A 25,660-nucleotide genomic window follows, 5' to 3' on the forward strand; every position below is an offset into this window, starting at 1 on the left:
ATATATAATTAATTATATATGATATAAAAATAAAAGGAATAAAAAACCCATTTTTTTTTTGACATATTGTTGTATTTGTCATTTTTTTAATGTATGATGAAAACGTTACCACCCTATGAACAGGAGGAAAATATATGAAAAGTCTTTTATTAAAAGGGTATCAAAATTATACATCTGCTTCAGAAATTCAAAAAAGTGCAATTGATAACAGTGAATTAGGTAATGTTGGAACTTCGCTTTCATTAAGTGTGACATATTCAGCATCTGTCTCTTGGACAGTTACTTGGAGTGTTTAATTTAGCGTATAAGTTTAATATCTAAAATTTTAATAGGGTGGTGACGTTTTGATTAATATAAACAGAGAAATATTTGAAATTTTAACGGATTCTAAAGTAGACCATAATCGACTAAAACGAATTATCTCTTCACAAAAAAGTCAGATAGAGTTTAAACAACTTATAAACATCATTACAATGATGAAAACTGGAGAGGTAATCTTTGAATTTAGTAAAAAAGACAATCAAATAATTATAAGAGATGGTAACATAGAGGGTCATTTAGATATATATGTAGATGAAAATGGGTTGCTGGATAAAATGCTTATATTTCCCCATACAGAACCTATATACAATATAAAAAGTTTCGAGCAATCCTTAAAATGCATAGATGTAGATTATAGCATTTTATTTTTACATAATAATTTAATATTTGAAAAAGATTCTAAAAAATCTATGGCTGTTTCTTCTATGATAAAAGTTATTCTTGCTGATTTAATCTATAGAAAAATTAAAGAAGGGGATATTTATCTAACAACAGAAGTATATATTTATGAAGAAGATTTAAGTGTTCTTAGTTCTGGTATTACTAAAGACGATGTTGGAAAAAAGTTAACTTTGAAAGATTTATTATTTAACATGTTAATAATTTCAGATAATACCGCAATGGATATATTGATAAGGTTACTATTAGAAATGAAGGAAAATGGAGATACTATCGGAATTATACCTACCAAAGAAATATATGGTAATGCTTGGTGCTACGATAATCAACATGAAAAAGTTTGGCGATTAAGAGCTTTAAGTGACGTGGCTTGGCATAAAGGTTTGGATTACTTTTTATCTTTAGAATCAATAAATAGTTCTCTGGATTATATATTAAAACAGGATTGGCTTCCTTGGGATGAACTAGATATAGATAATAATATAATTTATAAAGGAGGTTCTGCTCCAGGAGTATTATCATGTGCATGGGCCAATAGAGATTTTAAACAAAAGTTTAGATTTTTATTTTCTATCAATAGAACAACATCTTTCTCAATGATCGAGGAACTGTACATTTTTGATTGCGCTAATAAATTTATTCAAAATTATGTGAAAATAAATGAGGTGGAATAATATCATGCAAAGAAATCAACTTCGAGATGGAAGAAATATAACAAGTGTTGAATTAATAGACGGTAAGAAGTACTTTAAAAAGAAAGTTGTAGGTGTAGAAGAAGATGCGTCTAAAAGATATCAAAACCTTATAAATTGGGAAGAATTAAAACAATTTAACACAAATATACATAGTCCATCTTTATTGAAGAAAAATAAAGAGAAAAAAGAATTGGTTTATGAATATTTAGAAAATACAATATCACTTGAAGATATAATGGATAATAAAAACTCAGATAGCCTATTCTTAATTCGTAAAGCAACACAAATTTTAGTTGACTTACATAGTTTTGATTTTTCAAGAACAAATATTGAAATAGAAGTTTCAAAGGTTAATCGAAGAGACAATATACTTAATTTAAATAAATATGAATATGCTAGCTTTACGGGTGCTGAAATTGAACTGTTTAGTTTACTTCAAAATGATAAAGAGTTTATAAATGTTATTGATAAAAAAATTGATAATGAAAATTATACTTTTTGTCACGGGGATATTAGATTAGATCAATTTCTATTCGACAATGAAAAAAATATGTGGATTATTGATTTTGAAGAAATGTGCATAGGAGATCCAATGAGAGATTTGGCTGGAATAATAGGTTCCTTATACTTTAATAGTTTGCTTAAGACTTTCTCATCAACAACACAAGAAACATCAAATATAGCTGAAGTAGAAAGTCATTTTATTGATAAAGGAACTGTATATATAGAAGAGACTAAACCACTGTTAAAAGAGATTTTATCAACCTACTCTAATAATAGAGAAATTGATAAATTGAAATTATACACAAATATTGGATGGTTTATTATCGAAAGAATAATCAGTAGAGCGAAGTTTACATATCGGATGTCTCCCGTAGACAAAGCGATTTTAGGTATAGGAAGGGAAATCATAGTAAATCCATTAGAACTTGAAGATATGTTTAATTAAAGGAGGATCTATATGTATAAAAGTGTAAATTCTTTTGAAAGTATTGTGAAAAATATACAGTTAAAAGCAGATTTAGATGTAATTGAGATAAATGATAGTTACTACAAGGGAGTTTTAGAAAGACCTAAAGGTGAATTAATACAATGGTTATATTCAAATCTTCATATTGGAAATGAGAAGAAAAATGATTTTAAGAAAGTAAATAACCTTGACGGTGATATTTATAAAAGAATTAATGATCCTGGGTTAAAAGTAGATGCAACTTTGAAAAATATAAACGGAAATGATTACGTAGAGGTTCACGGTATTTTATTAAAAGAAAATATAAATAAGGATGGTACTGTAACATTACCTTGTTTTAGACCTAATTTAACTCCTGGTTTCTTTATGTTTGTACATACTAAAAATGGAATGCATAAAGGTGCGGTTACTCGTCATTATGTATATTCTGATAGTTCTGATTATGCTGTTGAATTATGGGTAGACTGTTTACAAGAATTAATAGATAAAAATATTGATTTTTCTGCGAAGATATTATCATCTGAAGAAAGTTATCCAAGGAATGATGCACTCGTTTTTTATAGTAGTGGTGATTCTGATGTTGTAGAAGAAATACTAAAGAAAAAAGTACAAAATAATTTTAAAACACCAGACAATCCGTCATTACTTGCAGAGACTGTTACAAAAAATTTATCGAAAGCCGATGAACCAATAAAAATAAATGGTATACAACAAAGCTTTGGAGAACATCGTTGTAATGCCATTGCAGATGCTATTCAAGACCATTTTGTTACAAGTGTAGATTTTGAATTGCTGCTAAAGCAAAGATTAAAAGCTTATAAAATTGATTTAAATAACCTATCTAAAAATACTGTTGAATAAAGGAGCTTAAAATATGGATTTAAAAATTTTAATACCTATAGTTATAATTGTTATTTTATATTTGATTTTCTTCTTTGCAGATTTAATAAAAGTTAAGAATACCAAGTATCTTCCTAAATGGGGATGGGGAATTATTATATGTATTTCTATTCCTCTAGGGGGAGTACTTTATCTTTTATTCGGAAAAGATAATGTGAGTGATTTACATGAATAATATCTTAGAAGTTAACAATTTAACAATGAGTTTTAAAAAGTTCAAAGCACTAAAGAATGTATCATTTAAGATATCAAATCATAATCAAGTTATAGGGTTGATAGGCCCTAATGGAGCAGGGAAAACTACTTTAATAAATACTATTTTAGGACAATTAAAACCTACTAAAGGAGATATTTGGGCAAATCAAGAAGATATTGCTTTTTGTCCCGATGTACCAATATTTGAGCCATATTTGACACCTATAGAAGTAATTCAACAAACATTAGAACTAAATGGAAAAAAATCTAGAAAATATAATCCAGAAATTCATACTATTTTAGAATCTGTAGGTTTGAAAAGATATAAAAATAAATTAGTCGGTCAATTTTCTAGAGGGATGAAGCAAAGATTAGGGATAGCTTCTTCTTTAGTTTTAGAACCTAAAATTATATTTTTAGATGAACCTACTAGTGCACTTGATCCATTTGGTCAACGAGATATATTAAATCTAGTAAGAACTATCTCAAAGGATAGAATTGTCATCATCTCGAGTCATAATTTAAGCGATATAGAAAAAATAGCAGAAAATCTAATTGTTTTAAGTCAAGGAACATTAATTTACCAAGGTCCTGTCAATGAGTTTGTCCAAAATGATAAAGAATACGTTTATTTAACATTATCTGAAAATGAAAATATCGAGGAAGTTAAAGCCGTCTTTAAAAATAATGATATAAAATACAATTTGACTAGCGATATGAATTTTCAATTAAAATCATCTGAATTACAGAAAATTTTTCTACTACTAAGTAAATACCCCAACATAATGAAAAAAATAGAAAGAGATAGTTTAGATTTGGATGAAGCATTTGAAAAAAGAGTAAAACAATTAATCGATTCTGTATAGGAGAGTTATTATGCTGAAATTAGAAATGTTATCATGGATCAGAAGTAAAAAGTATTTAATTATATTATTTATATTTATCTTTTCTGGCTTTTCATCTCCTCTAATCGCTTATTATTCTAATGACATTATCTCAAGTTTTAGTGGAAATGAATCTACTAAAATTATTGCTATGGACCCCAAATGGCAAGATTTAATCTCCTCTTATTTTAAGAATGCATCTCAGTTGGTTATGTTTATATGTGCTTACATAATTGCTGATAAATGTAGAATGGGAAAAGATAAATCAATTCAACTTTATTATAAAACAAGAGCAAAAAACTCTAGTAAAATATTTATCCCTAAATATTTTACTAGCATATTTATTTTAGCAATAAGTGGTATCATCGGTGGAGCGTGTGTTTTATATGTTACATGGGTCTTTTTTGATAGTGATATAGATTTCAAAAAAGTCATAGTTGCTTTAATAGTTCAATTAATTGGTGTATTAATATTCTCTACTATAAGCGCAACAATATCTTTTTGGATCAATTCGGCTTTTATATCTGCACTAATCGTAGAGGCTACCATACTTCTCGCTATTTTTTTTGATAGTATAGAAAAGTTTAAAGACTGGTCACCGACTTCATTATTAAAGCCTAATGATATACTTTTTAACAAAATAAATTATGAATTATTATTACAACATGTAGGTTTAGGGATTTTAATTAGTTTAGTTTGCATAGTGACTGTGTACTTTAAGCCGTTAAAGGTAAAAACAAAACGTAAGGAATGATACGATGATTGCCAGATTATCAAATGTCAAAAAGGAAATCAAAGGCCGACATATCATTGATGATATCACGTTTGAGTTAGAAGCGGGTTCGATTCATGTGATTTTAGGGCCTAATGGAGTCGGGAAAACGACAACGATTCGTTTAATGACAGGCTTACTAAAGCCAGATAGTGGAGACATCGAAGTATTACAACATAATAGTAAGCATCATGATTTTGATCGTGTGAGAAAGCATATCGGGGTACAAAATGATGGAAATCTTTATGAGAATTTGACTGTGCTCGATAATTTAAACTTGTGGGCTGAGTTTTATGAGGTCCCTAACGACAAAAGAGATCGAAATATCAAAGAGTTATTAACATTATTTGACTTAGACGATAGAAAAGATTCTCAAGTCGGAACGTTGAGTAAAGGGATGAAACAAAAGGTCTCTATCATTAGAGCGTTAATTCATGAACCACAATTGCTCATTTTAGACGAACCGACGTCTGGTCTAGATCCATCGACGTCAGAATTGTTAATCACACATATTCAAAAGATAGTGAGAGAAAAAGGAACGACTGTGTTCATGTGTACGCATCATTTACATGGACTTGAAGAAATTGCGGACCACATTTACATCATGTCTAAAGGGAACTTTATCGCTGATGGAGCGCCTAACGCTTTATTAAGAGAAGCATGGCCATATCACGAATTCGATATTGAAACAAGTGACATTCAAAAGACTGTCGACGATCTTAAAGATACATACACATTAGACGCTAATGAGGAATCAGTACGAATTCGACTAGACCAATATCGTGATATTTCGCAAGTGATTCGATACGTATTAAACCAAAACATTGAAGTCTATACGGTTATTCCAGTACAACATTCTATTAAAGAATACTATTTGAAAAAGTTAGGTGATCTCAATGCGCATCAAGTTTAACCATGTCAAAACTATCATCAAAAAAGATCTATTGGAGATGAAAAAGGATACTGGCACGTTGGCACCACTCTTAGTTATTCCATTTATATTTAGTGTGGTACTCCCGCTTTTAATCATTTTAGGAGGAAGTAGTAATGCGATGCTGAATTTTATCGGCGGTGTGCGCTTATTTACTGAAAAAGTTCCTAGTAGTATTTTACCAGCGGGATTAGATAGTAATGACAAAATTATTTATGCGATTTTGATGTATTTCTTTGTCCCTTTCTTTTTGTTAATTCCGGTTATTATCTCAACGGTATTAGCGGCATCAAGTTTAACGGGAGAAAAAGAACGTAAAACTTTAGAAGGGCTATTGTATACGCCAATTAATAATAAAGAATTGATGCTCGGTAAAATTTTAGCTGCAATGTTGCCAGCAGTTATAATCACTTGGATAGCGTTAATTGTGTACGGCATAATCCTTAATAGCTATTCATATAAAAGCTTTGATCAACTGATATTTCCAAATACAAATTGGATCATTATTGGGGTATTACTAGCGCCTTTAATTACATTTCTTTCAATCACGTTAGTATTATTCATATCTCACAAAGTTAAAACAAGTAAATCTGCACAATCTGTATCAATGTTATTAATGTTGCCCATCATTGGGGCGTTAATCTCACAAGCAAGTGGTGCGATTTTATTCGGTTACAAATTATCGCTCATTTTATTTATCTGTTTACTGATTATTGATTTAATCGCATATGTGCTGGTTTCTAAACAATTTAATAAAGAGAAGTTTCTGACTAATATGTAAAGGGAGGATTATATGAAATCATTAGCTATTGTAAATACAAACTTAGTTTCAAAAGAAGATGTATCGATGTTACCGACAATAAAGATTGCTGATTCTTCAGTTTCATGTGCTATAGTAGATGTCAAAAAGCCTAGTTTTGATAGTGTGAATGTAAAAAATGAAAATTATGTTTTAGTGAAAGTTGATGCTTTCTCGTGTAATTATAGAGATAAAGCTATTATTTTAAAGTCTGCTCTTAAAATGCAAGGAGATTTAAACTTTCAAGCAGCGCCGTTTTCATTTTTTGGATCTGACTTCGTTGCTACAATAATTGATAAAGGAAAATCAGTAACGGAATTTGAAATTAATGATAGAGTTATTCCAAATTGTGCATATCCGGAATCACCATTTCCTGGGGTAGCTCCAGGAGTAGTCACAAATGAAGCATCAAAAGGTTGGTTGCGTTTACATAAGTCGAAATTAATTAAGATACCTAAGGAAATGTCAAATGAAATTGCTGCTGGGTACTCTATAGGAGGTCAAACTTCTACTAGTATGGTAAGAAAGGTGAACTTACAAGATAATGAAAAAGCGTTAGTTCTAAGTGGTCGTTCAAATACGTCGATGTTTATTATTGATAAACTTTTATCTAAAAAAATTGATACAACTATATTAACAACATCTGATTGGACAAATGAAGAGAAGGCACTAGTATATCCTGCTAAAATTGTACATGTATCTAAAGGTGATACAAGATGGGATGAAAATTATAATTTAGATAAATATGACGCTGTGTTTGATCCGTTCTTTGATTTACATCTTTCAAAAGCTATAAAAGTTCTTAATAAAGGAGGAAGATACATTACTTGCGGCTACAAAAATCAGCATCATTATTTTAAAGAAAATATAGATAAATACCATAAAAATGATTTAAATGATATTATGTTGAAAGTAATGATTAATAATATTTCTCTTATAGGTAACTGTATTGGTACATCAAAAGATCTAGAAAACTCTCTGGAATCTTTTAATGCACAAACTTCTAAAGTACCTGTTGACAGTGTCTTTTCTATAGAAAAAGGTAATGAATTTATAGAAAAAACATATAATAATAATAAACGACTCGGTAAATCTATTATGATTTATTAACTATTAAGTATCACTTGATTTTTCATCAAATTTTTATACTAATTTAAATTTGACACGAAGATATTAAATATTATATAAATAACAGTGTTGAAAGTGAGAAGTACTAAGTTACTATTTTTTAGTGATTTAGTACTTCTATTAATTTAACTACTGAAATAATCGAAATCCAATATAAATAAAATAGGGATGCCTATAATAGCGATACTTACTAAAATTTGTCGAGATAATATTCATAAAGAGAGAGGTTTTATATGAAGTCCAAAGGATTTAATAGTATTTTACTTGGTATCAGTGCTCTAATTTCAGTATTGTTAAGTTTATTTATCGTAAAGAAAGTCAATAGTGGCAATCTGATGAATATGGTGATTACTTCAATAATTGCTATAGTAGTATTCATCATTATTTACGGTGTGTTGAATTTATTATTTATTCATTGATGTAAGAGTTGTATATGTGGTGGGAGGCTATAGACGGTGTTTCAAAAGCAGAATTATCGGTGGAACTCCACATCTTGATAAAATCAAACTACGATTTTACAAGCTGTTACGTTCTACTCTAATTCTAACCGCTTTTTCAACAACCTTAGTGATAGACGGAATTTCGAGAGCTGAATTCTCAACAGAACTTCGCAACGTGCAGGTGTTAAATGAACAAATGCGCTTAGACGCATTTGTAAGACCCACTAACGTCTGGAGGCTTAATATGGTTGGTGACCTTTAGATAAGAGACTCCATCCGAAGTGGTTCTTTAGAATTCAAAGCGCTCTCTCAATGACCTTTTATATGCGGTGGGAGGCTATAGACGGTGTTTCGGAAGCAGGATTCTCGACAGAATTCCATGAGACGCTAAAATTAAAAACCAATTTTTGCGTCTCTTTCCATTCTGCTTGAATCCTAACCGCTTCCTCAACAACCTTGTGCCATATGTAGTGGGAGGTGATGAACGGCATTTCGAGAGCTGAATTCTCAACAGAACTTCGCAACGTGCAGGTGTTAAATGAACAAATGCGCTTTTACGCATTTGTAAGACCCACTAACGTCTGGAGGCTTAATATGGTTGGTGACCTTTAGATAAGAGACTCCATCCGAAGTGGTTCTTTAGAATTCAAAGCGCTCTCTCAATGACCTTAGATGATATGCGGTGGGAAGTGATAGACGATGTTTCGGAAGTAGCGTTCTTGACAGAACTTTCGCTTCGCTTCAAAACTAAAAATCAGTTTTGAGCGTAGCTGTCGTTCTGCTCAAACGCTAAGCACTTCCTCAACAACCTTTTTTACTCGTCTTTGTGGTGCTTTTTGTGTTCGAGTGTGTGTTTGAACAGTGTGATTGTGCAGCCGACAATGATTGGAGTGAACAGTTGGTCTATTAGGTGATTCAACATGGTGTTCCCTCCTCTTTTTATTTCGTTTCGGAAATAAAATAGACGATACTGTATTTTATACTGAAGGGGTTGTGTGGGCAATGTGCGTTTTGTTTTTTAAATCTGTTAAATACATAGAAATACCATGGTTTGATGGCATTTCTATGTGAGATTGTTGATGTTGTGTATGATTTATACATTTTTTGGGGTTCATTATTGCTTTACTTTTTTAGCGAGTGCAGTGATGTAGTTGAAGAAGGCATCGTGCTCAACGTGGTGGATCAGGTTGATTGGACGACCGTGTTTATCGTCTTTGTATGTTCGACCTTGACTTGGACCCTTTGTATCTACAGACGCATATACTTGTTCTTTTTTTACGAGTCCTGGTTTTCCAACGTACGCTGTTGTAAGGACGTCCCATAAGAAATAGGTTGAGTTGGTTTGGAAATGGGTGAGGGGTGGGACTGCTGCGTAACTGACCCCTAAAAAGTCGACACCTGGATATTGGCGCTCATCTGCCCACATTTGACGAATGTCTAATGTGAGTGGGACTTGATTGGTGCTTTCTAGGGCGACCATATCTATTGGGATGTCAGTGTCAAATACAGTTTTTACAGCGTCTGGATCCCAAAAGGCATTCCATTCTGCAGTGCCGTCGTGTTCGGGTTCTTCAACGTTACCGCGTTCTAAAAAGGTACCGCCCATCCACACTAGGCGTTCAATGTTAGAGGTAATCGTTGGATCCATTGTGATGGCTTTGGCTAAGTCTGTGAGTGGTCCTGTAAAGAGTAATGTCACAGGAGTTGTTGCGTGTTTCACTTTCAAAATAATATCTTCATACGCTTGGTGTGGTGTTACTTGAGATTTTGTGCTTACACGTTCATTTAAAATAGGTAAAGCGTCCATGAAGAAAGCGTGCATGCGCCATTCTTTTGGAAATGGGTTTTTACCGCGTTCTTCTGAAATGGCCACATCGATAGGATAGTGCGAGAAGCGGTTAATGATTTTACGTGAAGCGCTTTCTGATGGTTCTACATAACAATCTGCTCCTATTGTACTGACGCCAATCAGTTTGATGTCTTCCATTTGTAGTAGTAAAAACAATGAAACAAGATCATCGACGCCACCGTCGTGATTGAAATAAATGTGATGCATAATTGCGTCTCCTTTTCATAATGTTCACTTCTATTGTAGGGAATTATTGTAAAAAGGGAAATCATTTCATGGAAAAAGAGATTGAGACGCTAATAAACGGAGGTCTCCATTATGTTTAGGCCTCAATCTCATATCAATGAGTTATTTAGTTTGAAGCGTTGTGTTGACGTTGAACGACTTGGTCTATCCATGCCACAATGTCAGATAAAATGATTTGATTGTAGCTGCTTTCGTTTAAAATTTCGTGAGCAAGCCCGTCATAAATACGTAATGCTTTATGTTTTGAGGCGATTTCAGAGTAGAATTGAATCGAATCTTTTGGATTAACAATGCCGTCGTCTTGACCGTGTAAAATTAAGACGTCATCTGTAAAGGCTTCAGGATGTTCTTTTAACTCAAGCACACCATCAATAATGGCATAAGTTAAGCCCATAGAGAAAGATTCTGGAACATAAGCATCTTGTGCGTAAAGTTCACGAATGACAGGGTCTGTACATACGCCGTCTCCTAATGCATTCGGAATATACGTATCACGCGGTGTTTCTCTATCACCATATGCTTCGGGCGCAAATTGATTATTGTCACGTGTTACAGCGCCTGATGTAATGATACCGTCTACATTCCCAGGATGACGTGTACCGTACATTGCGACTGTGTAACCACCCATACTATGACCTAATAAAAAGACTTTTCCTTCAAATGTTGCTTTAACATAATCCACAATTGCTTCTAAATCTTCAATAATTTGGTCTTTATTATCGTAATACATGGAACGGCCTTCTGAACGACCATGACCACGTTGGTCGTAACGAATAACATTATAACCACTTTCACTTAAAAATTGAGCCACATGATCATATCGATCAAGGTGTTCCGCTAAACCGTGAACGACAATAACGTTGACGGGTTCTAACGGGTCAGCGATACCTTCTAATGGTCGAGGTGGGTTCACTTTCGTGTACAGTGTTGTCCCATCTTGAGATTTTATATTTTGTAAGTAATTCATTTTAAAGCCTCCTTTAAACTTTATCCTACTTTTTATTATACGTGACAATGTTTGAAATGCGTAATAATAGAAGTCCTCAAAGTATCAATTAATTCAATTTTTAATAGAATGAATAAGCATAGTAAAAGCAAGTAAGGTATAATGGTTTGTGTATAAGGAGGTCATGAGAGATGCAGTTAATTTTTGATCCTAATGTGAACTTAATCTATCGTATTATTAGTGGTAGTTTCTTTGTGATTAATATTGTATTAGCATTTATTATTATCTTTTTAGAACGAGATCGTCGAGATGCAACGTCGACTTGGGCGTGGTTATTACTATTATTTATCATGCCAATTTTTGGTTTCTTTTTATATTTATTCTTTGGACGTGCGGTTGAACTTAAAAAGCATAAAGTGTATGGAAAAGAGATTGATGATGCGAAAGAACGTGTAAAATCTCAGAAGAAAGCGTTCCATAATGGGACATTTCATTCTGATCACACAGTTGTTCAAAATCAATCCGATCTTGTCCAATCGTTATTAGTTCGTGAGTCTAACTTTTTAAGTGAAAATAACCATGTGCGTTTGTTTACAGATGGCCATGAATTATTTGACCAAATGAAGCGTGACTTACGTGCTGCGAAAACATATATTCATATGGAGTTTTATATTTTAAATATGGATGGGCTCGGTACAGAGATTTTAGAGATTTTGCGAGAAAAAGCTGAAGAAGGATTAGAGGTCAAGTTACTGTATGATGCAGTAGGATCGAAACAACTGCGCAAATCGAAACTGAAAAATTTAACTGAAGCGGGTGCGAAGGTTGAAGCCTTTTTCCACGCAAAAATCATCCCATTTGTGAATTTCCGTGTTAATAACCGAAATCACCGCAAAAATGTAGTGATTGACGGTGATATTGGCTATGTTGGCGGGTTTAATGTAGGTGATGAGTACTTAGGATTAGATCCAAAAATGGGTTATTGGCGCGATACGCATTTACGTATTCAAGGTGATGGTGTGGATGCCTTACAATTAAGTTTCATTCACGACTGGAACTCTCAAGTTTCAAAAGAAAACGCGTTTGATTATGATGAAAAGTACTTTCCTAAAAATGCGCGTAAAGATGGCAATGTTGCCATGCAAATTGGGTTGAGTGGACCGAATGTGACGTGGCCACAATTAGAATTTGCGTATCTCAAAATGATCATGAATGCGAAAGAGACGATTCATATTCATTCGCCTTATTTCGTACCAGATATTGGCTTTGTTAATGCATTGCGCATTGCAGCTCAGTCAGGGGTAGAAGTGAATGTGATTGTACCGAATAAACCAGACCAGCCGTTTGTACATTGGGCGACGTTAACGACAGTGGCGCAACTGATGTATGATGGGGTTAATGTGTATACGTATGAAAATGGTTTTATTCACTCCAAAATGATGGTCATTGATGGTGAAGTCGCATCAGTAGGGTCTGCAAATATGGACGCGCGTAGTTTCAGATTAAACTTTGAAATTAATGCCATCTTATATAATCGTGACCTCGCAGCGACTTTAATTGAGCGATTTAATGAAGACTTAAAAGTATCCAAGCGTCTCACGCCAGAAGTGTACGAAAATCGTTCGAATTGGGTGAAGTTTAAACAGTCTATCGCAAAGCTTGTGTCGCCGATTTTATAATTATGAGTTGTGGCATCACTGTTGTTTTCGTGTCGTATTCATGCTAGTATGAAATTGTAACAATTTTATAAATTCTGCTAGGGGTGCTTGTATAAGCTGAAAGGAGCATCATGCTTCAACCCTTTGTACCTGATCTAGATAATACTAGCGTAGGGAAGCAAAGACGACCATGACGTATTCAGATATCTCATTAAAGTAAGTGGAAGGTCCATATCTTTAATTGAGGATATTTGTTCATATACAATCGTTTCCGTACGCATTCAGAGTAAGACTGAATGCGTTTTTTGATGGCATTCTATCATGGTGAAACCGTATACATAATGACAACGCTCGTTTGCGCTTAATACTTTAGTTCAGTCTACAAAGGTCGCTTATCATCACGCTAGCACATTTTAGGAGGCTAATGATGAAACAAGAAGAGATTGAATTAAAGAAAAATTTTCCAGCGAGTCGACGCATTTATAAGCAAGGTGAGGACGCAGATATTCAAGTGCCGTTTCGTGAAATTGAACTGTCTGAAACGATGACAGACAATGAAGTGCGTCAAAATGAGCCATTCGTTGTCTATGATACAGCAGGGCCATATCATGATTCGTCTTATGAAGTGGATGTGACAAAAGGATTGCCGCAACTTCGTAAAGATTGGATAGAAGACCGCAATGATGTGGAATATTATGAAGGGCGCCGTGTACAGTCTATTGATAATGGTTTTAAAAATGAAGGACATAAAAATCTTGTTGAACACCCATTTAAATATCAACCAAGACGAGCAAAAGCAGGACAAAACGTGACACAAATGCATTATGCCAAACAAGGCATCATCACAAAAGAAATGAAGTTCATTGCGACACGTGAAAATGTTTCTGCAGAATTTGTACGTGATGAAGTCGCAAGAGGTCGCGCGATTATCCCTAATAACATTAATCATCCTGAATCAGAACCGATGATTATTGGAAAAAATTTCCAAGTCAAAATTAATGCGAATATCGGAAACTCAGCCGTATCTTCGTCTATAGAAGCGGAAATTGAAAAACTTGTATGGGCTACTCACTGGGGTGCTGATACAATGATGGATTTATCGACAGGTAAAAATATCCATGCGACACGTGAATATTTAATTCGTAACTCGCCTGTACCAGTTGGAACGGTGCCAATTTATCAAGCACTTGAAAAGGTGAATGGTATTGCTGAAGATTTAACCTGGGAAATATTTAGAGATACTTTAATTGAACAAGCAGAACAAGGTGTTGATTACTTCACAATACATGCTGGGGTGTTATTACGTTACGTGCCGTTAACTGTAGACCGTTTAACAGGGATTGTGTCACGTGGTGGATCAATTATGGCACAATGGTGTCTTGCACATCACGAAGAAAGCTTTTTATACACGCACTTTGACGAGATTTGTGAGATTTTAAAACGCTACGATATCGCCATTTCTCTAGGTGATGGATTACGTCCAGGTTCAATTTATGATGCCAATGATGAAAGTCAAATTGCAGAACTGAAAACATTAGGAGAACTTACAGATATCGCGTGGGAACATGATGTTCAAGTGATGATTGAAGGACCAGGTCACATTCCAATGCATAAAATTAAAGAAAACCAAGATCTAGCAGATTACTATTGTAAAGAGGCGCCATTCTATACATTAGGGCCTTTAACAACTGATATTGCGCCAGCTTATGACCACATTACATCAGCAATCGGAGCAGCACAAATCGCAAGTCATGGTACAGCAATGTTATGTTATGTCACACCTAAAGAACATCTAGGTTTACCCAATAAAGATGACGTAAGAGAAGGCGTTGTAACATACAAAATCGCTGCACATGCAGCTGACCTTGCGAAAGGATTACCAGGCGCATCAGATCGTGATGATGCGATTAGTAAAGCACGTTTTGAATTCAGATGGATTGACCAATTTAATTTATCTTTAGACCCTGAACGCGCACGTGAGTATCATGATGAAACGTTACCAGCAGAATCGGCGAAAGTAGCACATTTCTGTAGTATGTGTGGACCAAAATTCTGTTCAATGCGCATTTCACACAATATTCGTGGTGAACATAAAGAAAAACTTGAAGGTATGAAAGAAAAAGCAGCTGAATTTAAAGCACAAGGCAGTAAAATTTATCATTAGAGTATAAAAACCATTCGAATCTCTCCATATTGTAAGCGAAATGATTTTGTTTAGTCAGATGGGGTATAATAGCTATAAGGAAAAGCGTCTAGAATGATAAAGAGGTAATATAGCTATTGAAATAATAGGAATGGATAGAGGGGTTAGACTACCGGCAACGTTCCAGGCAGTCTGACCTCTTCTTTAAATTAACTTAAGCATAGAGGAGTATGACATGAGCAAAGAAACACGTGACCTCATCATAGGTGCTGTCATTGCAATCATCATCGTTTTCATATTAAACCGATTTGTAATAACCCCGTATACTGTGACGGGTGAATCTATGATGCCAACTTTTCAAACGAATGATAAGGTGCTCGTGAGTAAACTATCGCATTATTTTTCGGATATTAAAGAGGGCGATATTATTGTATTTCACGAAGATCATAATCAAGACTTTATCAAGCGTGTAATTGGTAAACCAGGAGATACCATTGAATATCAAAATGACCAATTATATGTGAATGATAAACCAATTGATGAACCGTATTTGAATGAAAACAAACGTCATCGTAAATCTGAATTTTTAACGGAGAACTTTGATGTAAGTGATATTGAAGGTGCACATCACCAGTATCGTATTCCAAAAGATCATTATTTAGTGCTTGGGGATAATCGCATGAACAGTATCGATAGTCGACATCCCAATGTGGGTCTTGTCCCACAAGCGCACATCGTAGGTAAAGTCGTTATACGATTTTGGCCATTGAGTCGACTGACTTTTCGTTTTAATCCTGGCACTTTTGAGCTAGGTTACGTGTATTTTTATCATCAAAATGAGATTGTCATATTTTAAAATCTTAAATTTTGTATTTTTCTGATAAATCAGGGTAAGATAAATATAATAGGAGTAGAAAGGAGGAGATGATATGCGTAGAGAGGCACTGAGACAATTCAAAAATCGAAATGTCGTCGTTACCGGTAAAATCGAGTACGTGTGCTTCAAAAATAAGCTAGACCGTGAACATCGTTGCAAACGTAACGTTAAAATACTACTTAAAAACGTCCTTATATCAGGAGTAAAAGTCGATCATGTATGGTTACTGGAACAGAATAAATATTACGACACATCCCAAGAAATGTTAGGACATGAAGTGAAATTTAAAGCTAAAGTCATACCATATGTTAAATCACGACATGGTATATATGTGGAAGACTATGGCATTGAGCGGTCGAGTAAACTTTTACTTAAAGAAGTCTATGAAAAAGCTTGTAACTTAGGCGCTTGGCCTAAATATTCATTTTAAAATAATGGAGTATCAAATATGAAAAATCGAATGCGAGATAAAGCGTACATCGATTGTGAAGTATGACAATTTGTCTAAGTCACAATGAGGATGTACGCTTTTTTGTTTCATGTGAAACAACGACATGTCACGCTTAGGTCATTATTTAAGCGTTACGAAGTTTACATTTTTTTAATATAGCATTAACTTCTAGTTGATAAATCTCTAATAAAATGTAGTTGAAAATATGATATTAGGGAGTTAGTGAACAATGACATTTAAAAATCAATTATCTAAAGTGACACTTGCAAGCACATTAATCGCATCTTCATTACTAGGTGCTGTACAACCTTCATTTGCATCAATTTCTGATCAAAATGAGGCACAATCTCAAGATACAGTTGCAGCGTATGGTAACACGAAAAATCCTAAGAACGTCATTTTCATGGTGGGTGATGGTATGGGTCCATCATTCAACACGGCCTACCGTTATTTTAAAGATAATCCGGATACTAAAGAAATGGAATCAACAGTGTTTGATGACTATATTATCGGGACACAACGTACATATTCAGACGACCCAGAAGACAATGTAACAGATTCAGCAGCGGCAGGAACAGCATTAAGTACGGGCCACAAAACATACAATGGCGCGATTGGTGTAGATACTCAAAAACAATCATTAGAAACAGTATTAGAGCGCGCTAAAAAAGTAGGAAAATCAACAGGACTTGTTTCAACAGCAGAAGTAACAGACGCAACACCAGCTGTATACGCAAGTCACGTAGATGATCGTGACAAGAAAAATGAAATCGCGCAACAATATTACGACAATCAAAACGTCGACGTTATCTTAGGTGGCGGTGCAAAATACTTTGGTTCAGAAAACAATAATTTAAATCAAAAATTTAAAAAAGCAGGCTATGATGTAGTCACTTCCAAAGATGCATTAAGTCAAGCTAAAGGGAATAAAGTATTAGGGCTATTCTCAGATAAAAATATGCCACTTCAAATCGATGCGCCTCAAGATGACCCGAGCTTAACAGAAATGCAAGATGCAGCGTTAAAACGTTTATCACAAAACGATAAAGGGTTCTTCTTAATGGTTGAAGGTGCATCTATCGATAAAGCAGCACACGCAAATGACGTTACAGGTGTCATGTCAGAAATGGACGGATTCGCGTCAGCATTTGATAGTGCTATGGCCTATGCGAAACAACATCCGGATACACTTGTTGTCGCAACAGCAGACCACTCAACTGGTGGATTTAGTATTGGTAAGGATGACAAATACAAATGGGATCCAAAACCAATTCAAAATATGAAACATTCTGGTCAATGGATGACAGACCAAATCGCAAACGGTAAAGATGTTTCTGAAACAATCAATGCAGGTTACGGTAGTGCATTACCAGCTAAAACAATGAAAGCCATCGAAAAAGAAGCGAAAAAATTATCTAAAATTAATAAAGAAGATGAAAAATACGACGCACAACGTCAAAAATTACAAGATGCTATTCAAAAATCAATCAACGATCAATCTCTTACAGGATGGACATCATACGGACATACTGGTGTTGATGCAAACACATATGGTTATGGTCCAGGTTTAGACGCATTCAGAGGCAATATTGAAAACACAGACAATGCAAAAAATATCTTTGATTTCTATAATCAAGAAGGTCAAAAACAATAATAATAATTAAAAGTAAGTTCCATTAGAAACTAACGAAAGCTAAACTAAAGTGAAACTGGGCAATGGCATGATGACCATTGTCCAGTTTTCTCATATTCACTTTCCAATGGCAGCGTTCTAAGCTATAACCTCATCCTCCTCAAATCTTTTCAAGATTTAGCGGAGGCTTCTGTTATAGTACGAACGCTAACCGCCATTGTTCAGTTTTCTTTTTTTACTCGGCTTCTGTGATGTCGTTTGCGATGTCGTTGTAGTCGAGTTTTTTGTTAAGGTAGGTTGGATCGGTTGGTAGGTGTTGTTCGTAGATGTGGCAGTTTTGGATGCCGATTTCACCGTGTTCGATTTCGAAGTCTAGGATGTGTCCCATAAATGTTCCATCATCTGACATGAAGTGTGCGTGGAACCCTGCTGTGCCGATACCGTGATAGATTTCTGGTGTGAAGATTGCGACGATTGTGCCATCTACGTTATCACGTTCGAATTCTGGTTGTTTACGCGCAGATTCAATGAGTCGTGTGTATGGGGGTTCTTGTTTTGGTAAGATACGCATTTTCATGTGTTTGAATGCGCCTTTAACTTTAACGACAGAGAATAAGTTTTCGCTTAACATTTTAGAACGAATAGTGTCATACAGTTCATCAATTGTTGCGCCTTCTGTTTTGAAAAAGGTTTCAGGATCATATTTTGTAACGGTTGCATACGGTGATTTTTCTGAGCCAGTTAATGGTACCACTTTACCGTCTTTAGCATTAGAATGGAATGCTTTACCATCAATGAAAATGACTTCACCATCTCCACCTTCTAACGTGCCAATTCCATGATCTCCTTGTTGTAACAATTCATCGATTGTTGCTGTGCCCTCTAAAGCACCTGCCATTAATGTTCCTAATGTACTGTGTTGGTATAAAACATGATTAGCCACAAAAGTCCCTCCTAATATGGATAAAATAATTGTATATATCACTTTAATTGTAGGATTTTCCCTCATATAGCTCAAGTTTAAACTTTTAGATGGATCATTTATAATGAAAATAAGATTATTGCATTAGAAAAGAGGGAGACTAATGAAGAAACAAATTAGAGTAGTCGGTGCGGTGATTTTTGATGGGCATCACGTACTTTGTGCACAACGTAGTGAAACGATGAGTTTACCGCTAATGTGGGAATTTCCAGGTGGTAAAATTGAACAAGGGGAAACAGATGTCGAAGCGCTCAAACGTGAGATTCGTGAAGAAATGAAATGTGATTTAGAAGTGGGTTCGAAAGTAACAACAACAACATACAAGTATGATTTTGCGACGATTGAATTAACAACGTATCGATGTGCATTAAAAGATACGTTGCCAACTTTAACTGAACATAAGGCGATTAAATGGCTCGATGCTAAAGATTTACATCAACTTGAGTGGGCACCAGCTGATGTTCCTGCTGTTGATATTATCGTTAGTGAGGGGTAGCGTATGGAAAATTTAATACAAGATATTAAAGATTCATTACATAAAGGGTTCATCAACAAAGCGATTGAAAAAAGAGGGCGTTTTTTACCTAAGTTATTGATTAATACTGAAAGTGAAAATGTCTTAGCAACGATTATTGACGAATTATATAAATGTAAATCTTTCTCGATATCTGTAGCGTTTATTACAGAAAGTGGTTTAGCAAGTTTAAAAATGCATTTATATGAACTGGCACAAAAAGGTGTAAAAGGGCGCATTTTAACGTCGAATTATTTGTCATTTAATTCACCCAAAATGTATCAAGTATTATTAAAGTTAGAGAATGTAGAGGTACGCGTGACACGTGTGAGTGGTTTTCATGCGAAAGGTTACATTTTCGATCATGAATATCATACGTCTTTAATCGTAGGAAGTTCAAATTTAACGTCGAATGCGTTAAAGGTGAATTATGAACATAATATTTTATTGTCTTCTCATCGTAATGGGGATATTGTGGATAAGGTTAAAGATCAATTTGATCATTTATGGAACGAAAGTGATGTCTTAACACCAGAATGGATTGAATCGTATCGTCCTATTTACCGACCACGGACGTTCGAGAAAGTTCTAGAGGTTGAAAAGCAACAAGTCGAAATTCAACATCAAATTCAAACGGCACAAAAAATTGTGCCAAATCTCATGCAGGAAGAGGCATTAAAGTCGTTAGCAGAATTACGTGCACAACATGAAAAACGCGCCTTGATTATTTCAGCGACAGGTACAGGGAAAACGATTATGTCGGCGCTAGATGTCCGAGCATATCGACCAAAACGCTTTTTGTTCATCGTACATAATGAAGGGATTTTGCGTCGTGCGATGGAGGATTATCAAAAAGTACTGGCAGATGAACCGGCTTCAGCATTTGGTTTATTGACAGGCGGTCGAAAAGACTTAGATGCGAAATATATTTTTGCGACGATTCAAACGATATCAAAGCAAGAGATACATGAACAGTTGGGTCCAGATTATTTTGATTATATTGTGTATGATGAGGCACATCGTATAGCGGCTGAATCATATGGTCGTGTATTAGAGTATTTTAAGCCTAATTTCTTACTCGGTATGACTGCAACGCCTGAACGTAATGATACATTAAATATTTTCGAGTTGTTCCATTATAATATTGCATATGAAATACGATTACATCAAGCACTAGAAAATGACATGTTATGTCCGTTTCATTATTTTGGTGTCACTGATTTTGTTCTAGATGACATAAAGCGGGATGATACGGAGATGCTACAATATCTTACCTCTGATGAAAGGGTGCGTTACATTTTAGAACGTACACATTATTTTGGTTACTCTGGAGAGCGCTTGCAAGGATTAATATTTGCGAGTAATGTTGATGAAGCTGAAAAGCTTGCGACAAAACTGACAGAATTTGGATATCCTACTGAATATTTAGTTGGGAAACATACACAACAACATCGTCAAGAAGTCATACAACGTCTAAGATCTGGAGATATTAGTTATATTATTACAGTTGACCTCTTTAATGAAGGTATTGATATACCAGAAGTCAATCAGGTTGTCATGTTACGTGCAACGGAATCAAGTATTGTCTTTATTCAACAACTTGGAAGAGGATTGAGAAAAAGTGATAATAAAGATTTTGTGACTGTGATTGATTTTATCGGAAATTATAAAAAAAATTACTTAATTCCGGTTGCGTTATCTGGTGACCAATCACAAAATCGTGATAATTATCGTAAATTTTTGACGGATACGACAGTATTGCAAGGTGTTTCGACGATTAATTTTACAAACGTAGCAAAACAGAAAATTTTTGATGCGCTAAATGAGGCTTCATTAGATCATAAAAATGTATTAAAAGAAGCGTATATCACGGTCAAAAAACGTATCGGACACATGCCAATGTTAATGGATTTTATTCAGCAAAATTCGATCGATCCTATGGTTATCCTTCAGAAATACGGGAATTATCATAAATTTTTAATTGAAATTAATAAGACTAAGCATGTATTACCAAAAGACGCTGAACAAAATTTAACATTTTTATCTAAAGAACTTGGGTCAGGACTAAGAATTATAGAACAAGTGATGATTCGATATTTATTAAACGGCCCAGCAACTAAAGATGAGATTTTAAGACATGCACAGCAATTTGATAGCACTTTTTCTATAAAGGATATTGAAGGCGCTATTCGTATTTTAAGTTATACATTCTATGGTAAAGGGTTTAGTAAAACCAATGGTCCACCTATTATTGAGATTGAGGATGAAACACTACATCTGAATCAAGTTTTAACAAGTAATATGAAAAACCCAATTTTTAAACGCTATTTTGATGATATTATGAATTTCATCGAATATCATTATCATCAACGTCAATTAGGATTGAATCAACTTATCTTATATAACAAATACTCTAGATATGATTTTACACGAATCATGAATTGGGAGAAAAATGGCTCGAGTTATGTTTTTGGTTATACTGTTAAAAATAATGCCGTACCTATTTTTATAACGTATCATAAAGGTGAATCTTTTACTGAAACAACACGCTATTTAGATACGTTCTTAAATCAAAGCGAATTAAAATGGTATACAAAGTCTAAAAGGACTATAGAAAGTAATCAAGAAAGTCAAATTATTAATCATAAGGACAATAATTTAACACTTTATATTTTTGTGCAAAAAGAAGAAATGGAAAAAACAGATTTTTACTACTTAGGCACAGTACAAGTCATCGATAGCACAGTGGAAGAAACAACTATGGTTAATGGGGATGCGGTTGTAACGATGCACCTGGCTTTAGATACACCTGTACGTGATGATATTTATCGCTATTTAATCGAAAAATAACAAGGGGTGAGTGTGATGGCTGGTACGATTGAAGCATTGATGGTAGGTCATGTTAAACACCTAGGTCGTCCAGAAGCGAAAGATAAGCTTGAACAACCATGGACAACAGGTGCGTTTAAGACTAAAACGGATGAAGCGGTATGGCTGACATATGATGGTCTTGAAGGGGATGCTGTAGCGGATACACGCTTTCACGGTGGGCGTGAAAAAGCGTTGTTTGCTTTTGCGGTGTCACGTTACCCTATTTTAAGTGAACAGTTCGGACAAGAGATTCAAATTGGCAGTAATGGTGAAAACGTTGCGGTTAATGGTATGGATGAAACGACGGTAAATATCGGTGATGTTTATCAAATTGGAACAGCACGTGTTCAAGTGTCTCAACCTAGACGACCATGTTGGAAGCCTGGACGCCGGTTACGTTTGATTGAATTTGGTGCACACTTACAAAATACAGGCTATACAGGGTGGTATTTTCGTGTATTAAAAGAAGGTATGATTCAAAAGGGAGACACATTACAGCTACTTGAACGACCTTATCCGGAATGGTCGATTCAACGGATTAATCAATGTTTATATCACCAAACGACTATGAAAGATTTAGAATTGCTCTATCAAGCTCCATTTTTACCTGAAAACTGGCGCCTTGTGATAGAAAATAAGATAAAAGGTATACCCTCTGATGATTCACAACGATTGTACGGCCCAAATTTATAGTGCGAAATGACCTCAATAAATCGAGCATTTATTGGGGTTTTTTGTTGCTTCTCAAAATAAATATTTATTCATTTTATAAGAATAAAAATGCGCTATTAATAAAGTTAAATAAATTATTAACGTTATTAATGTAGTTTATAATAGCGTTTTATAGACGTTTTAGAATTGAGAAAAGTTATATATATTCAAAAGTAGCAAATAACACATATGTATGAAATTTGCATTAAAAATTATTTTTAGATAATGTTAAGCATGTATAAAAATGTGATTGAGTCCAGAACATTGTATTAGGGATTTAAAATAATATTTCGTACAAGGGGTGTTTTATTTTGCAAAAAAAGTCTAATCAAATGGACTGGTTTGTCTTTTGTGGTGCGGCACTTGTGTTACTCATCGCAGTTATACCGATGATGGTCTTTCCAGATCAAAGTCGCTCTGTCGTTATCGCAATGAATGAATTTGTGACGTCAAAACTTGGGGCTGTATACTTAGTTCTTGGTTTAGCCATTTTTGCTTTTGTAATGTATATCGCATTCGGAAAATATGGTTCTGTCACATTAGGCCGTGCAAGTGATAAACCAGAATTTAGTGACTTCGCATGGGCTTCCATGCTTTTTTGTGCAGGTATCGGATCGGATATTTTATACTGGGGTGTCATTGAGTGGGCGTACTATTTCCAAGGACCACCACATGGCGCAAAACCATTAAGTGATACAGCATTAGAATATGCGACAATGTACGGTATGTTCCACTGGGGACCGATTGCTTGGTCGATTTACGTTTTACCGGCGTTACCGATTGCGTATTTAGTATTCGTTAAAAAGCAACCAGTGTTCCGTATTAGTGAAGCATGTCGCCCAATTTTAAAAGGGCAAACAGATAAGTTTTTAGGTAAACTTGTCGATATTTTATTTATTTTTGGACTGATTGGTGGTACAGCTACATCACTCGCTTTAGGTGTACCTATGATTTCAGCAGGTCTTGAAAAGTTATTTGGCATTGATGGTCAAAGTATGCTCGTGAAAAGTATCGTATTAATTGGTATTACTATTGTCTTTTCATATAGTTCATATCAAGGACTCAAAAAAGGGATTCAAGTATTAAGTGACTTGAATGTGTGGTTATCATTCGTACTACTCGGATTTATTTTTATTGTAGGGCCAACTGTTTTCATTATGGAAACAACAGTCACAGGTTTCGGGAATATGTTGAAAAACTTCTTCCAAATGGCAACTTGGCTTGAGCCTTTCGGAGGATTAGGTAATCGTGAAGAAACAGGCTTCCCACAACAATGGACAATTTTCTATTGGGCTTGGTGGCTCGTGTATTCACCGTTTATTGGTCTGTTTATCGCCCGTATTTCAAAAGGACGTACGTTAAAAGAGGTTATTTTAGGTACAATCGCATATGGTACATTAGGGTGTGTGCTATTCTTTGGTATCTTCGGTAACTTTGCGGCGTACTTACAATTATCAGGTCAATTTAATGTCATTAACTATCTAAACCAATACGGCACAGAAGCAACAATTATCGAAGTAATTAATCACTTACCATTCTCACCTGTGTTAATAGGATTATTTGTCTTATCAGCGTTCTTATTCTTAGTGACAACATTTGACTCTGCATCATATATCGTAGCTTCAGCAACACAATTATCAGTTGACGAAGAACCATTACGTTGGAACCGTTTATTCTGGGCGTTTGCGTTATGTTTACTCCCATTCTCATTAATGTTAGTCGGAGGAGAAGAAGCGTTAAGTATCTTACAAACGGCTTCTATCGTCGCAGGTGTACCACTTATCATCATATTCATCATGATAATGATCTCATTTATGTACATCCTGTCAGGCGACCGCATCGCACTACAAACACGTGCAGAACGATTCAAACGTATCGAACGTCGCTCACTACGCATCCTTCGCGTAGGAGAAGACAAAGAAGACGATAATCTATAAAGAAAACTGGACAATGGCGTTTAGCGTTCGTACTATAACAGAAGCCTCCGCTAAATCTTGAAAAGATTTGAGGAGGATGAGGTTATAGCTTAGAACGCTGCCAGTGGGAAGTAGACAATAAAAGAAAATGGAAGAAAGGCGTTTAGCTTGCGTAGCCTAACAAACTTTACGCAATAAATTCGTCAAGAATTTTTGTGGAAAGCGCGTTAGGCCATAGCAAGTTGCCTTTCGTACATAGACAAAAGAAAACTGGACAATGGCGATTAGCTTTGATTTAAAGGTGAACGCATACAAAAAACGCTAGTGCGAAACTAGCGTTTTTTTTGATTTGAAATAGATTTATTTATTGTTATCACTGAATAAAAGTAATACGAAAAATAAAAACGGTATAATTTGAAATACACGTAC

The 25,660-nt window shown here is 34.7% G+C and carries 22 protein-coding genes and 1 riboswitch; of the genes, 19 read left to right on the top strand and 3 right to left on the bottom strand.

The genetic code is table 11. The features are described from left to right. The first annotated feature begins 134 nt into the window (after positions 1 to 134). From HHH54_RS02090 to HHH54_RS02135, 10 genes are read left to right on the top strand one after another with little or no spacing between them, the layout of a single operon-like run. The gene (locus HHH54_RS02090; protein WP_198617182.1) at positions 135 to 296 is read left to right on the top strand and encodes a hypothetical protein; all 162 of its coding nucleotides are present in this window, start codon (positions 135 to 137) and stop codon (positions 294 to 296) included. A gap of 48 nt (positions 297 to 344) precedes the next feature. Next, entirely contained in the window at positions 345 to 1,394 is a 1,050-nt protein-coding gene (locus HHH54_RS02095; protein WP_198617183.1) for a serine hydrolase, read from the top strand. 4 nt (positions 1,395 to 1,398) lie between these two features. Continuing rightward, positions 1,399 to 2,364 (top strand): phosphotransferase, encoded by a 966-nt coding sequence (locus HHH54_RS02100; protein ID WP_198617184.1) that lies wholly within the window; start codon positions 1,399 to 1,401, stop codon positions 2,362 to 2,364. A 12-nt stretch (positions 2,365 to 2,376) separates the two neighbouring features. Beyond that, complete coding sequence (locus HHH54_RS02105) at positions 2,377 to 3,246, top strand: T3SS effector HopA1 family protein (RefSeq protein ID WP_198617185.1); 870 nt, start codon at positions 2,377 to 2,379, stop codon at positions 3,244 to 3,246. A gap of 13 nt (positions 3,247 to 3,259) precedes the next feature. Further along, positions 3,260 to 3,460 (top strand): negative regulator of sigma-Y activity, encoded by a 201-nt coding sequence (locus tag HHH54_RS02110; protein ID WP_198617186.1) that lies wholly within the window; start codon positions 3,260 to 3,262, stop codon positions 3,458 to 3,460. Beyond that, positions 3,453 to 4,346, top strand: coding sequence for an ABC transporter ATP-binding protein (locus HHH54_RS02115; protein WP_198617187.1), 894 nt, complete (start codon positions 3,453 to 3,455; stop codon positions 4,344 to 4,346). The genes HHH54_RS02110 and HHH54_RS02115 overlap by 8 nt, the downstream gene beginning before the upstream one ends. A 10-nt stretch (positions 4,347 to 4,356) precedes the next feature. Then, entirely contained in the window at positions 4,357 to 5,118 is a 762-nt protein-coding gene (locus HHH54_RS02120; protein WP_198617188.1) for a hypothetical protein, read from the top strand. Positions 5,119 to 5,122: 4 nt separating this feature from the next. Beyond that, positions 5,123 to 6,049, top strand: coding sequence for an ABC transporter ATP-binding protein (locus HHH54_RS02125; RefSeq protein WP_198617189.1), 927 nt, complete (start codon positions 5,123 to 5,125; stop codon positions 6,047 to 6,049). After that, on the top strand, positions 6,033 to 6,848 hold the full coding sequence (locus HHH54_RS02130) for an ABC transporter permease (protein WP_198617190.1): 816 nt from the start codon (positions 6,033 to 6,035) through the stop codon (positions 6,846 to 6,848). The genes HHH54_RS02125 and HHH54_RS02130 overlap by 17 nt, the downstream gene beginning before the upstream one ends. Before the next feature lie 12 nt (positions 6,849 to 6,860). Continuing rightward, on the top strand, positions 6,861 to 7,976 hold the full coding sequence (locus tag HHH54_RS02135) for a zinc-binding alcohol dehydrogenase family protein (protein ID WP_198617191.1): 1,116 nt from the start codon (positions 6,861 to 6,863) through the stop codon (positions 7,974 to 7,976). Positions 7,977 to 9,548: 1,572 nt separating this feature from the next. Here the strand turns inward: HHH54_RS02135 and HHH54_RS02140 are convergent. Continuing rightward, positions 9,549 to 10,490, bottom strand: coding sequence for a nucleoside hydrolase (locus tag HHH54_RS02140; protein WP_198617192.1), 942 nt, complete (start codon positions 10,488 to 10,490; stop codon positions 9,549 to 9,551). 145 nt (positions 10,491 to 10,635) lie between these two features. Beyond that, a complete protein-coding gene (locus HHH54_RS02145) occupies positions 10,636 to 11,496 on the bottom strand; it encodes an alpha/beta hydrolase (RefSeq protein ID WP_198617193.1) in 861 nt (286 codons plus the stop codon). A gap of 170 nt (positions 11,497 to 11,666) precedes the next feature. On the opposite strand from HHH54_RS02145, the gene cls reads away from it, so the two are divergent. The 5 genes from cls to HHH54_RS02170 all read left to right on the top strand — a co-directional run bounded on the left by cls (position 11,667) and on the right by HHH54_RS02170 (position 18,258). Further along, on the top strand, positions 11,667 to 13,154 hold the full coding sequence (gene cls / locus HHH54_RS02150; RefSeq protein ID WP_198617194.1) for a cardiolipin synthase: 1,488 nt from the start codon (positions 11,667 to 11,669) through the stop codon (positions 13,152 to 13,154). A 69-nt stretch (positions 13,155 to 13,223) separates the two neighbouring features. Then, positions 13,224 to 13,327: riboswitch (TPP riboswitch) on the top strand. A 233-nt stretch (positions 13,328 to 13,560) separates the two neighbouring features. Next, on the top strand, positions 13,561 to 15,297 hold the full coding sequence (gene thiC / locus HHH54_RS02155; RefSeq protein WP_198617195.1) for a phosphomethylpyrimidine synthase ThiC: 1,737 nt from the start codon (positions 13,561 to 13,563) through the stop codon (positions 15,295 to 15,297). A 214-nt stretch (positions 15,298 to 15,511) separates the two neighbouring features. Then, entirely contained in the window at positions 15,512 to 16,132 is a 621-nt protein-coding gene (gene lepB, locus HHH54_RS02160; RefSeq protein ID WP_198617196.1) for a signal peptidase I, read from the top strand. A 73-nt stretch (positions 16,133 to 16,205) separates the two neighbouring features. Then, positions 16,206 to 16,583: a hypothetical protein gene (locus HHH54_RS02165; protein ID WP_198617197.1), complete on the top strand. Its 378-nt coding sequence runs from the start codon at positions 16,206 to 16,208 to the stop codon at positions 16,581 to 16,583. 250 nt (positions 16,584 to 16,833) lie between these two features. Beyond that, positions 16,834 to 18,258, top strand: a complete 1,425-nt coding sequence (locus HHH54_RS02170; protein ID WP_198617198.1) for an alkaline phosphatase — start codon at positions 16,834 to 16,836, stop codon at positions 18,256 to 18,258. A gap of 214 nt (positions 18,259 to 18,472) precedes the next feature. Here the strand turns inward: HHH54_RS02170 and budA are convergent, their stop codons facing one another. Continuing rightward, positions 18,473 to 19,180 (bottom strand): acetolactate decarboxylase, encoded by a 708-nt coding sequence (gene budA, locus HHH54_RS02175; protein WP_349771826.1) that lies wholly within the window; start codon positions 19,178 to 19,180, stop codon positions 18,473 to 18,475. Between the two features lie 142 nt (positions 19,181 to 19,322). Between budA and HHH54_RS02180 the strand changes: the two genes are divergently transcribed. From HHH54_RS02180 to HHH54_RS02195, 4 genes are all read left to right on the top strand, one after another. Beyond that, complete coding sequence (locus tag HHH54_RS02180) at positions 19,323 to 19,715, top strand: (deoxy)nucleoside triphosphate pyrophosphohydrolase (protein WP_198617200.1); 393 nt, start codon at positions 19,323 to 19,325, stop codon at positions 19,713 to 19,715. 3 nt (positions 19,716 to 19,718) lie between these two features. Next, positions 19,719 to 22,583, top strand: a complete 2,865-nt coding sequence (locus HHH54_RS02185; RefSeq protein WP_198617201.1) for a DEAD/DEAH box helicase — start codon at positions 19,719 to 19,721, stop codon at positions 22,581 to 22,583. Positions 22,584 to 22,598: 15 nt separating this feature from the next. Beyond that, positions 22,599 to 23,297 (top strand): MOSC domain-containing protein, encoded by a 699-nt coding sequence (locus HHH54_RS02190; RefSeq protein ID WP_198617202.1) that lies wholly within the window; start codon positions 22,599 to 22,601, stop codon positions 23,295 to 23,297. A 350-nt stretch (positions 23,298 to 23,647) separates the two neighbouring features. Beyond that, positions 23,648 to 25,252 (top strand): BCCT family transporter, encoded by a 1,605-nt coding sequence (locus HHH54_RS02195; protein ID WP_198617275.1) that lies wholly within the window; start codon positions 23,648 to 23,650, stop codon positions 25,250 to 25,252. The last annotated feature ends 408 nt before the right edge of the window (positions 25,253 to 25,660 follow it).

The sequence above is a fragment of the Staphylococcus canis genome (assembly GCF_016238445.1).
Taxonomy (GTDB): Bacteria; Bacillota; Bacilli; order Staphylococcales; family Staphylococcaceae; genus Staphylococcus; species Staphylococcus canis.

Excerpts from the sequence above, each read along its gene's own strand:
- HHH54_RS02090 (WP_198617182.1), top strand. The coding sequence starts at position 135 with ATGAAAAGTCTTTTATTAAAAGGGTATCAAAATTATACATCTGCTTCA.
- HHH54_RS02100 (WP_198617184.1), top strand. The coding sequence starts at position 1,399 with ATGCAAAGAAATCAACTTCGAGATGGAAGAAATATAACAAGTGTTGAA.
- HHH54_RS02105 (WP_198617185.1), top strand. The coding sequence starts at position 2,377 with ATGTATAAAAGTGTAAATTCTTTTGAAAGTATTGTGAAAAATATACAG.
- HHH54_RS02110 (WP_198617186.1), top strand. The coding sequence starts at position 3,260 with ATGGATTTAAAAATTTTAATACCTATAGTTATAATTGTTATTTTATAT.
- HHH54_RS02115 (WP_198617187.1), top strand. The coding sequence starts at position 3,453 with ATGAATAATATCTTAGAAGTTAACAATTTAACAATGAGTTTTAAAAAG.
- HHH54_RS02120 (WP_198617188.1), top strand. The coding sequence starts at position 4,357 with ATGCTGAAATTAGAAATGTTATCATGGATCAGAAGTAAAAAGTATTTA.
- HHH54_RS02125 (WP_198617189.1), top strand. The coding sequence starts at position 5,123 with ATGATTGCCAGATTATCAAATGTCAAAAAGGAAATCAAAGGCCGACAT.
- HHH54_RS02130 (WP_198617190.1), top strand. The coding sequence starts at position 6,033 with ATGCGCATCAAGTTTAACCATGTCAAAACTATCATCAAAAAAGATCTA.
- HHH54_RS02135 (WP_198617191.1), top strand. The coding sequence starts at position 6,861 with ATGAAATCATTAGCTATTGTAAATACAAACTTAGTTTCAAAAGAAGAT.
- HHH54_RS02140 (WP_198617192.1), bottom strand. The coding sequence starts at position 10,490 with ATGCATCACATTTATTTCAATCACGACGGTGGCGTCGATGATCTTGTT.
- HHH54_RS02145 (WP_198617193.1), bottom strand. The coding sequence starts at position 11,496 with ATGAATTACTTACAAAATATAAAATCTCAAGATGGGACAACACTGTAC.
- cls (WP_198617194.1), top strand. The coding sequence starts at position 11,667 with ATGCAGTTAATTTTTGATCCTAATGTGAACTTAATCTATCGTATTATT.
- thiC (WP_198617195.1), top strand. The coding sequence starts at position 13,561 with ATGAAACAAGAAGAGATTGAATTAAAGAAAAATTTTCCAGCGAGTCGA.
- lepB (WP_198617196.1), top strand. The coding sequence starts at position 15,512 with ATGAGCAAAGAAACACGTGACCTCATCATAGGTGCTGTCATTGCAATC.
- HHH54_RS02165 (WP_198617197.1), top strand. The coding sequence starts at position 16,206 with ATGCGTAGAGAGGCACTGAGACAATTCAAAAATCGAAATGTCGTCGTT.
- HHH54_RS02170 (WP_198617198.1), top strand. The coding sequence starts at position 16,834 with ATGACATTTAAAAATCAATTATCTAAAGTGACACTTGCAAGCACATTA.
- HHH54_RS02180 (WP_198617200.1), top strand. The coding sequence starts at position 19,323 with ATGAAGAAACAAATTAGAGTAGTCGGTGCGGTGATTTTTGATGGGCAT.
- HHH54_RS02185 (WP_198617201.1), top strand. The coding sequence starts at position 19,719 with ATGGAAAATTTAATACAAGATATTAAAGATTCATTACATAAAGGGTTC.
- HHH54_RS02190 (WP_198617202.1), top strand. The coding sequence starts at position 22,599 with ATGGCTGGTACGATTGAAGCATTGATGGTAGGTCATGTTAAACACCTA.
- HHH54_RS02195 (WP_198617275.1), top strand. The coding sequence starts at position 23,648 with ATGGACTGGTTTGTCTTTTGTGGTGCGGCACTTGTGTTACTCATCGCA.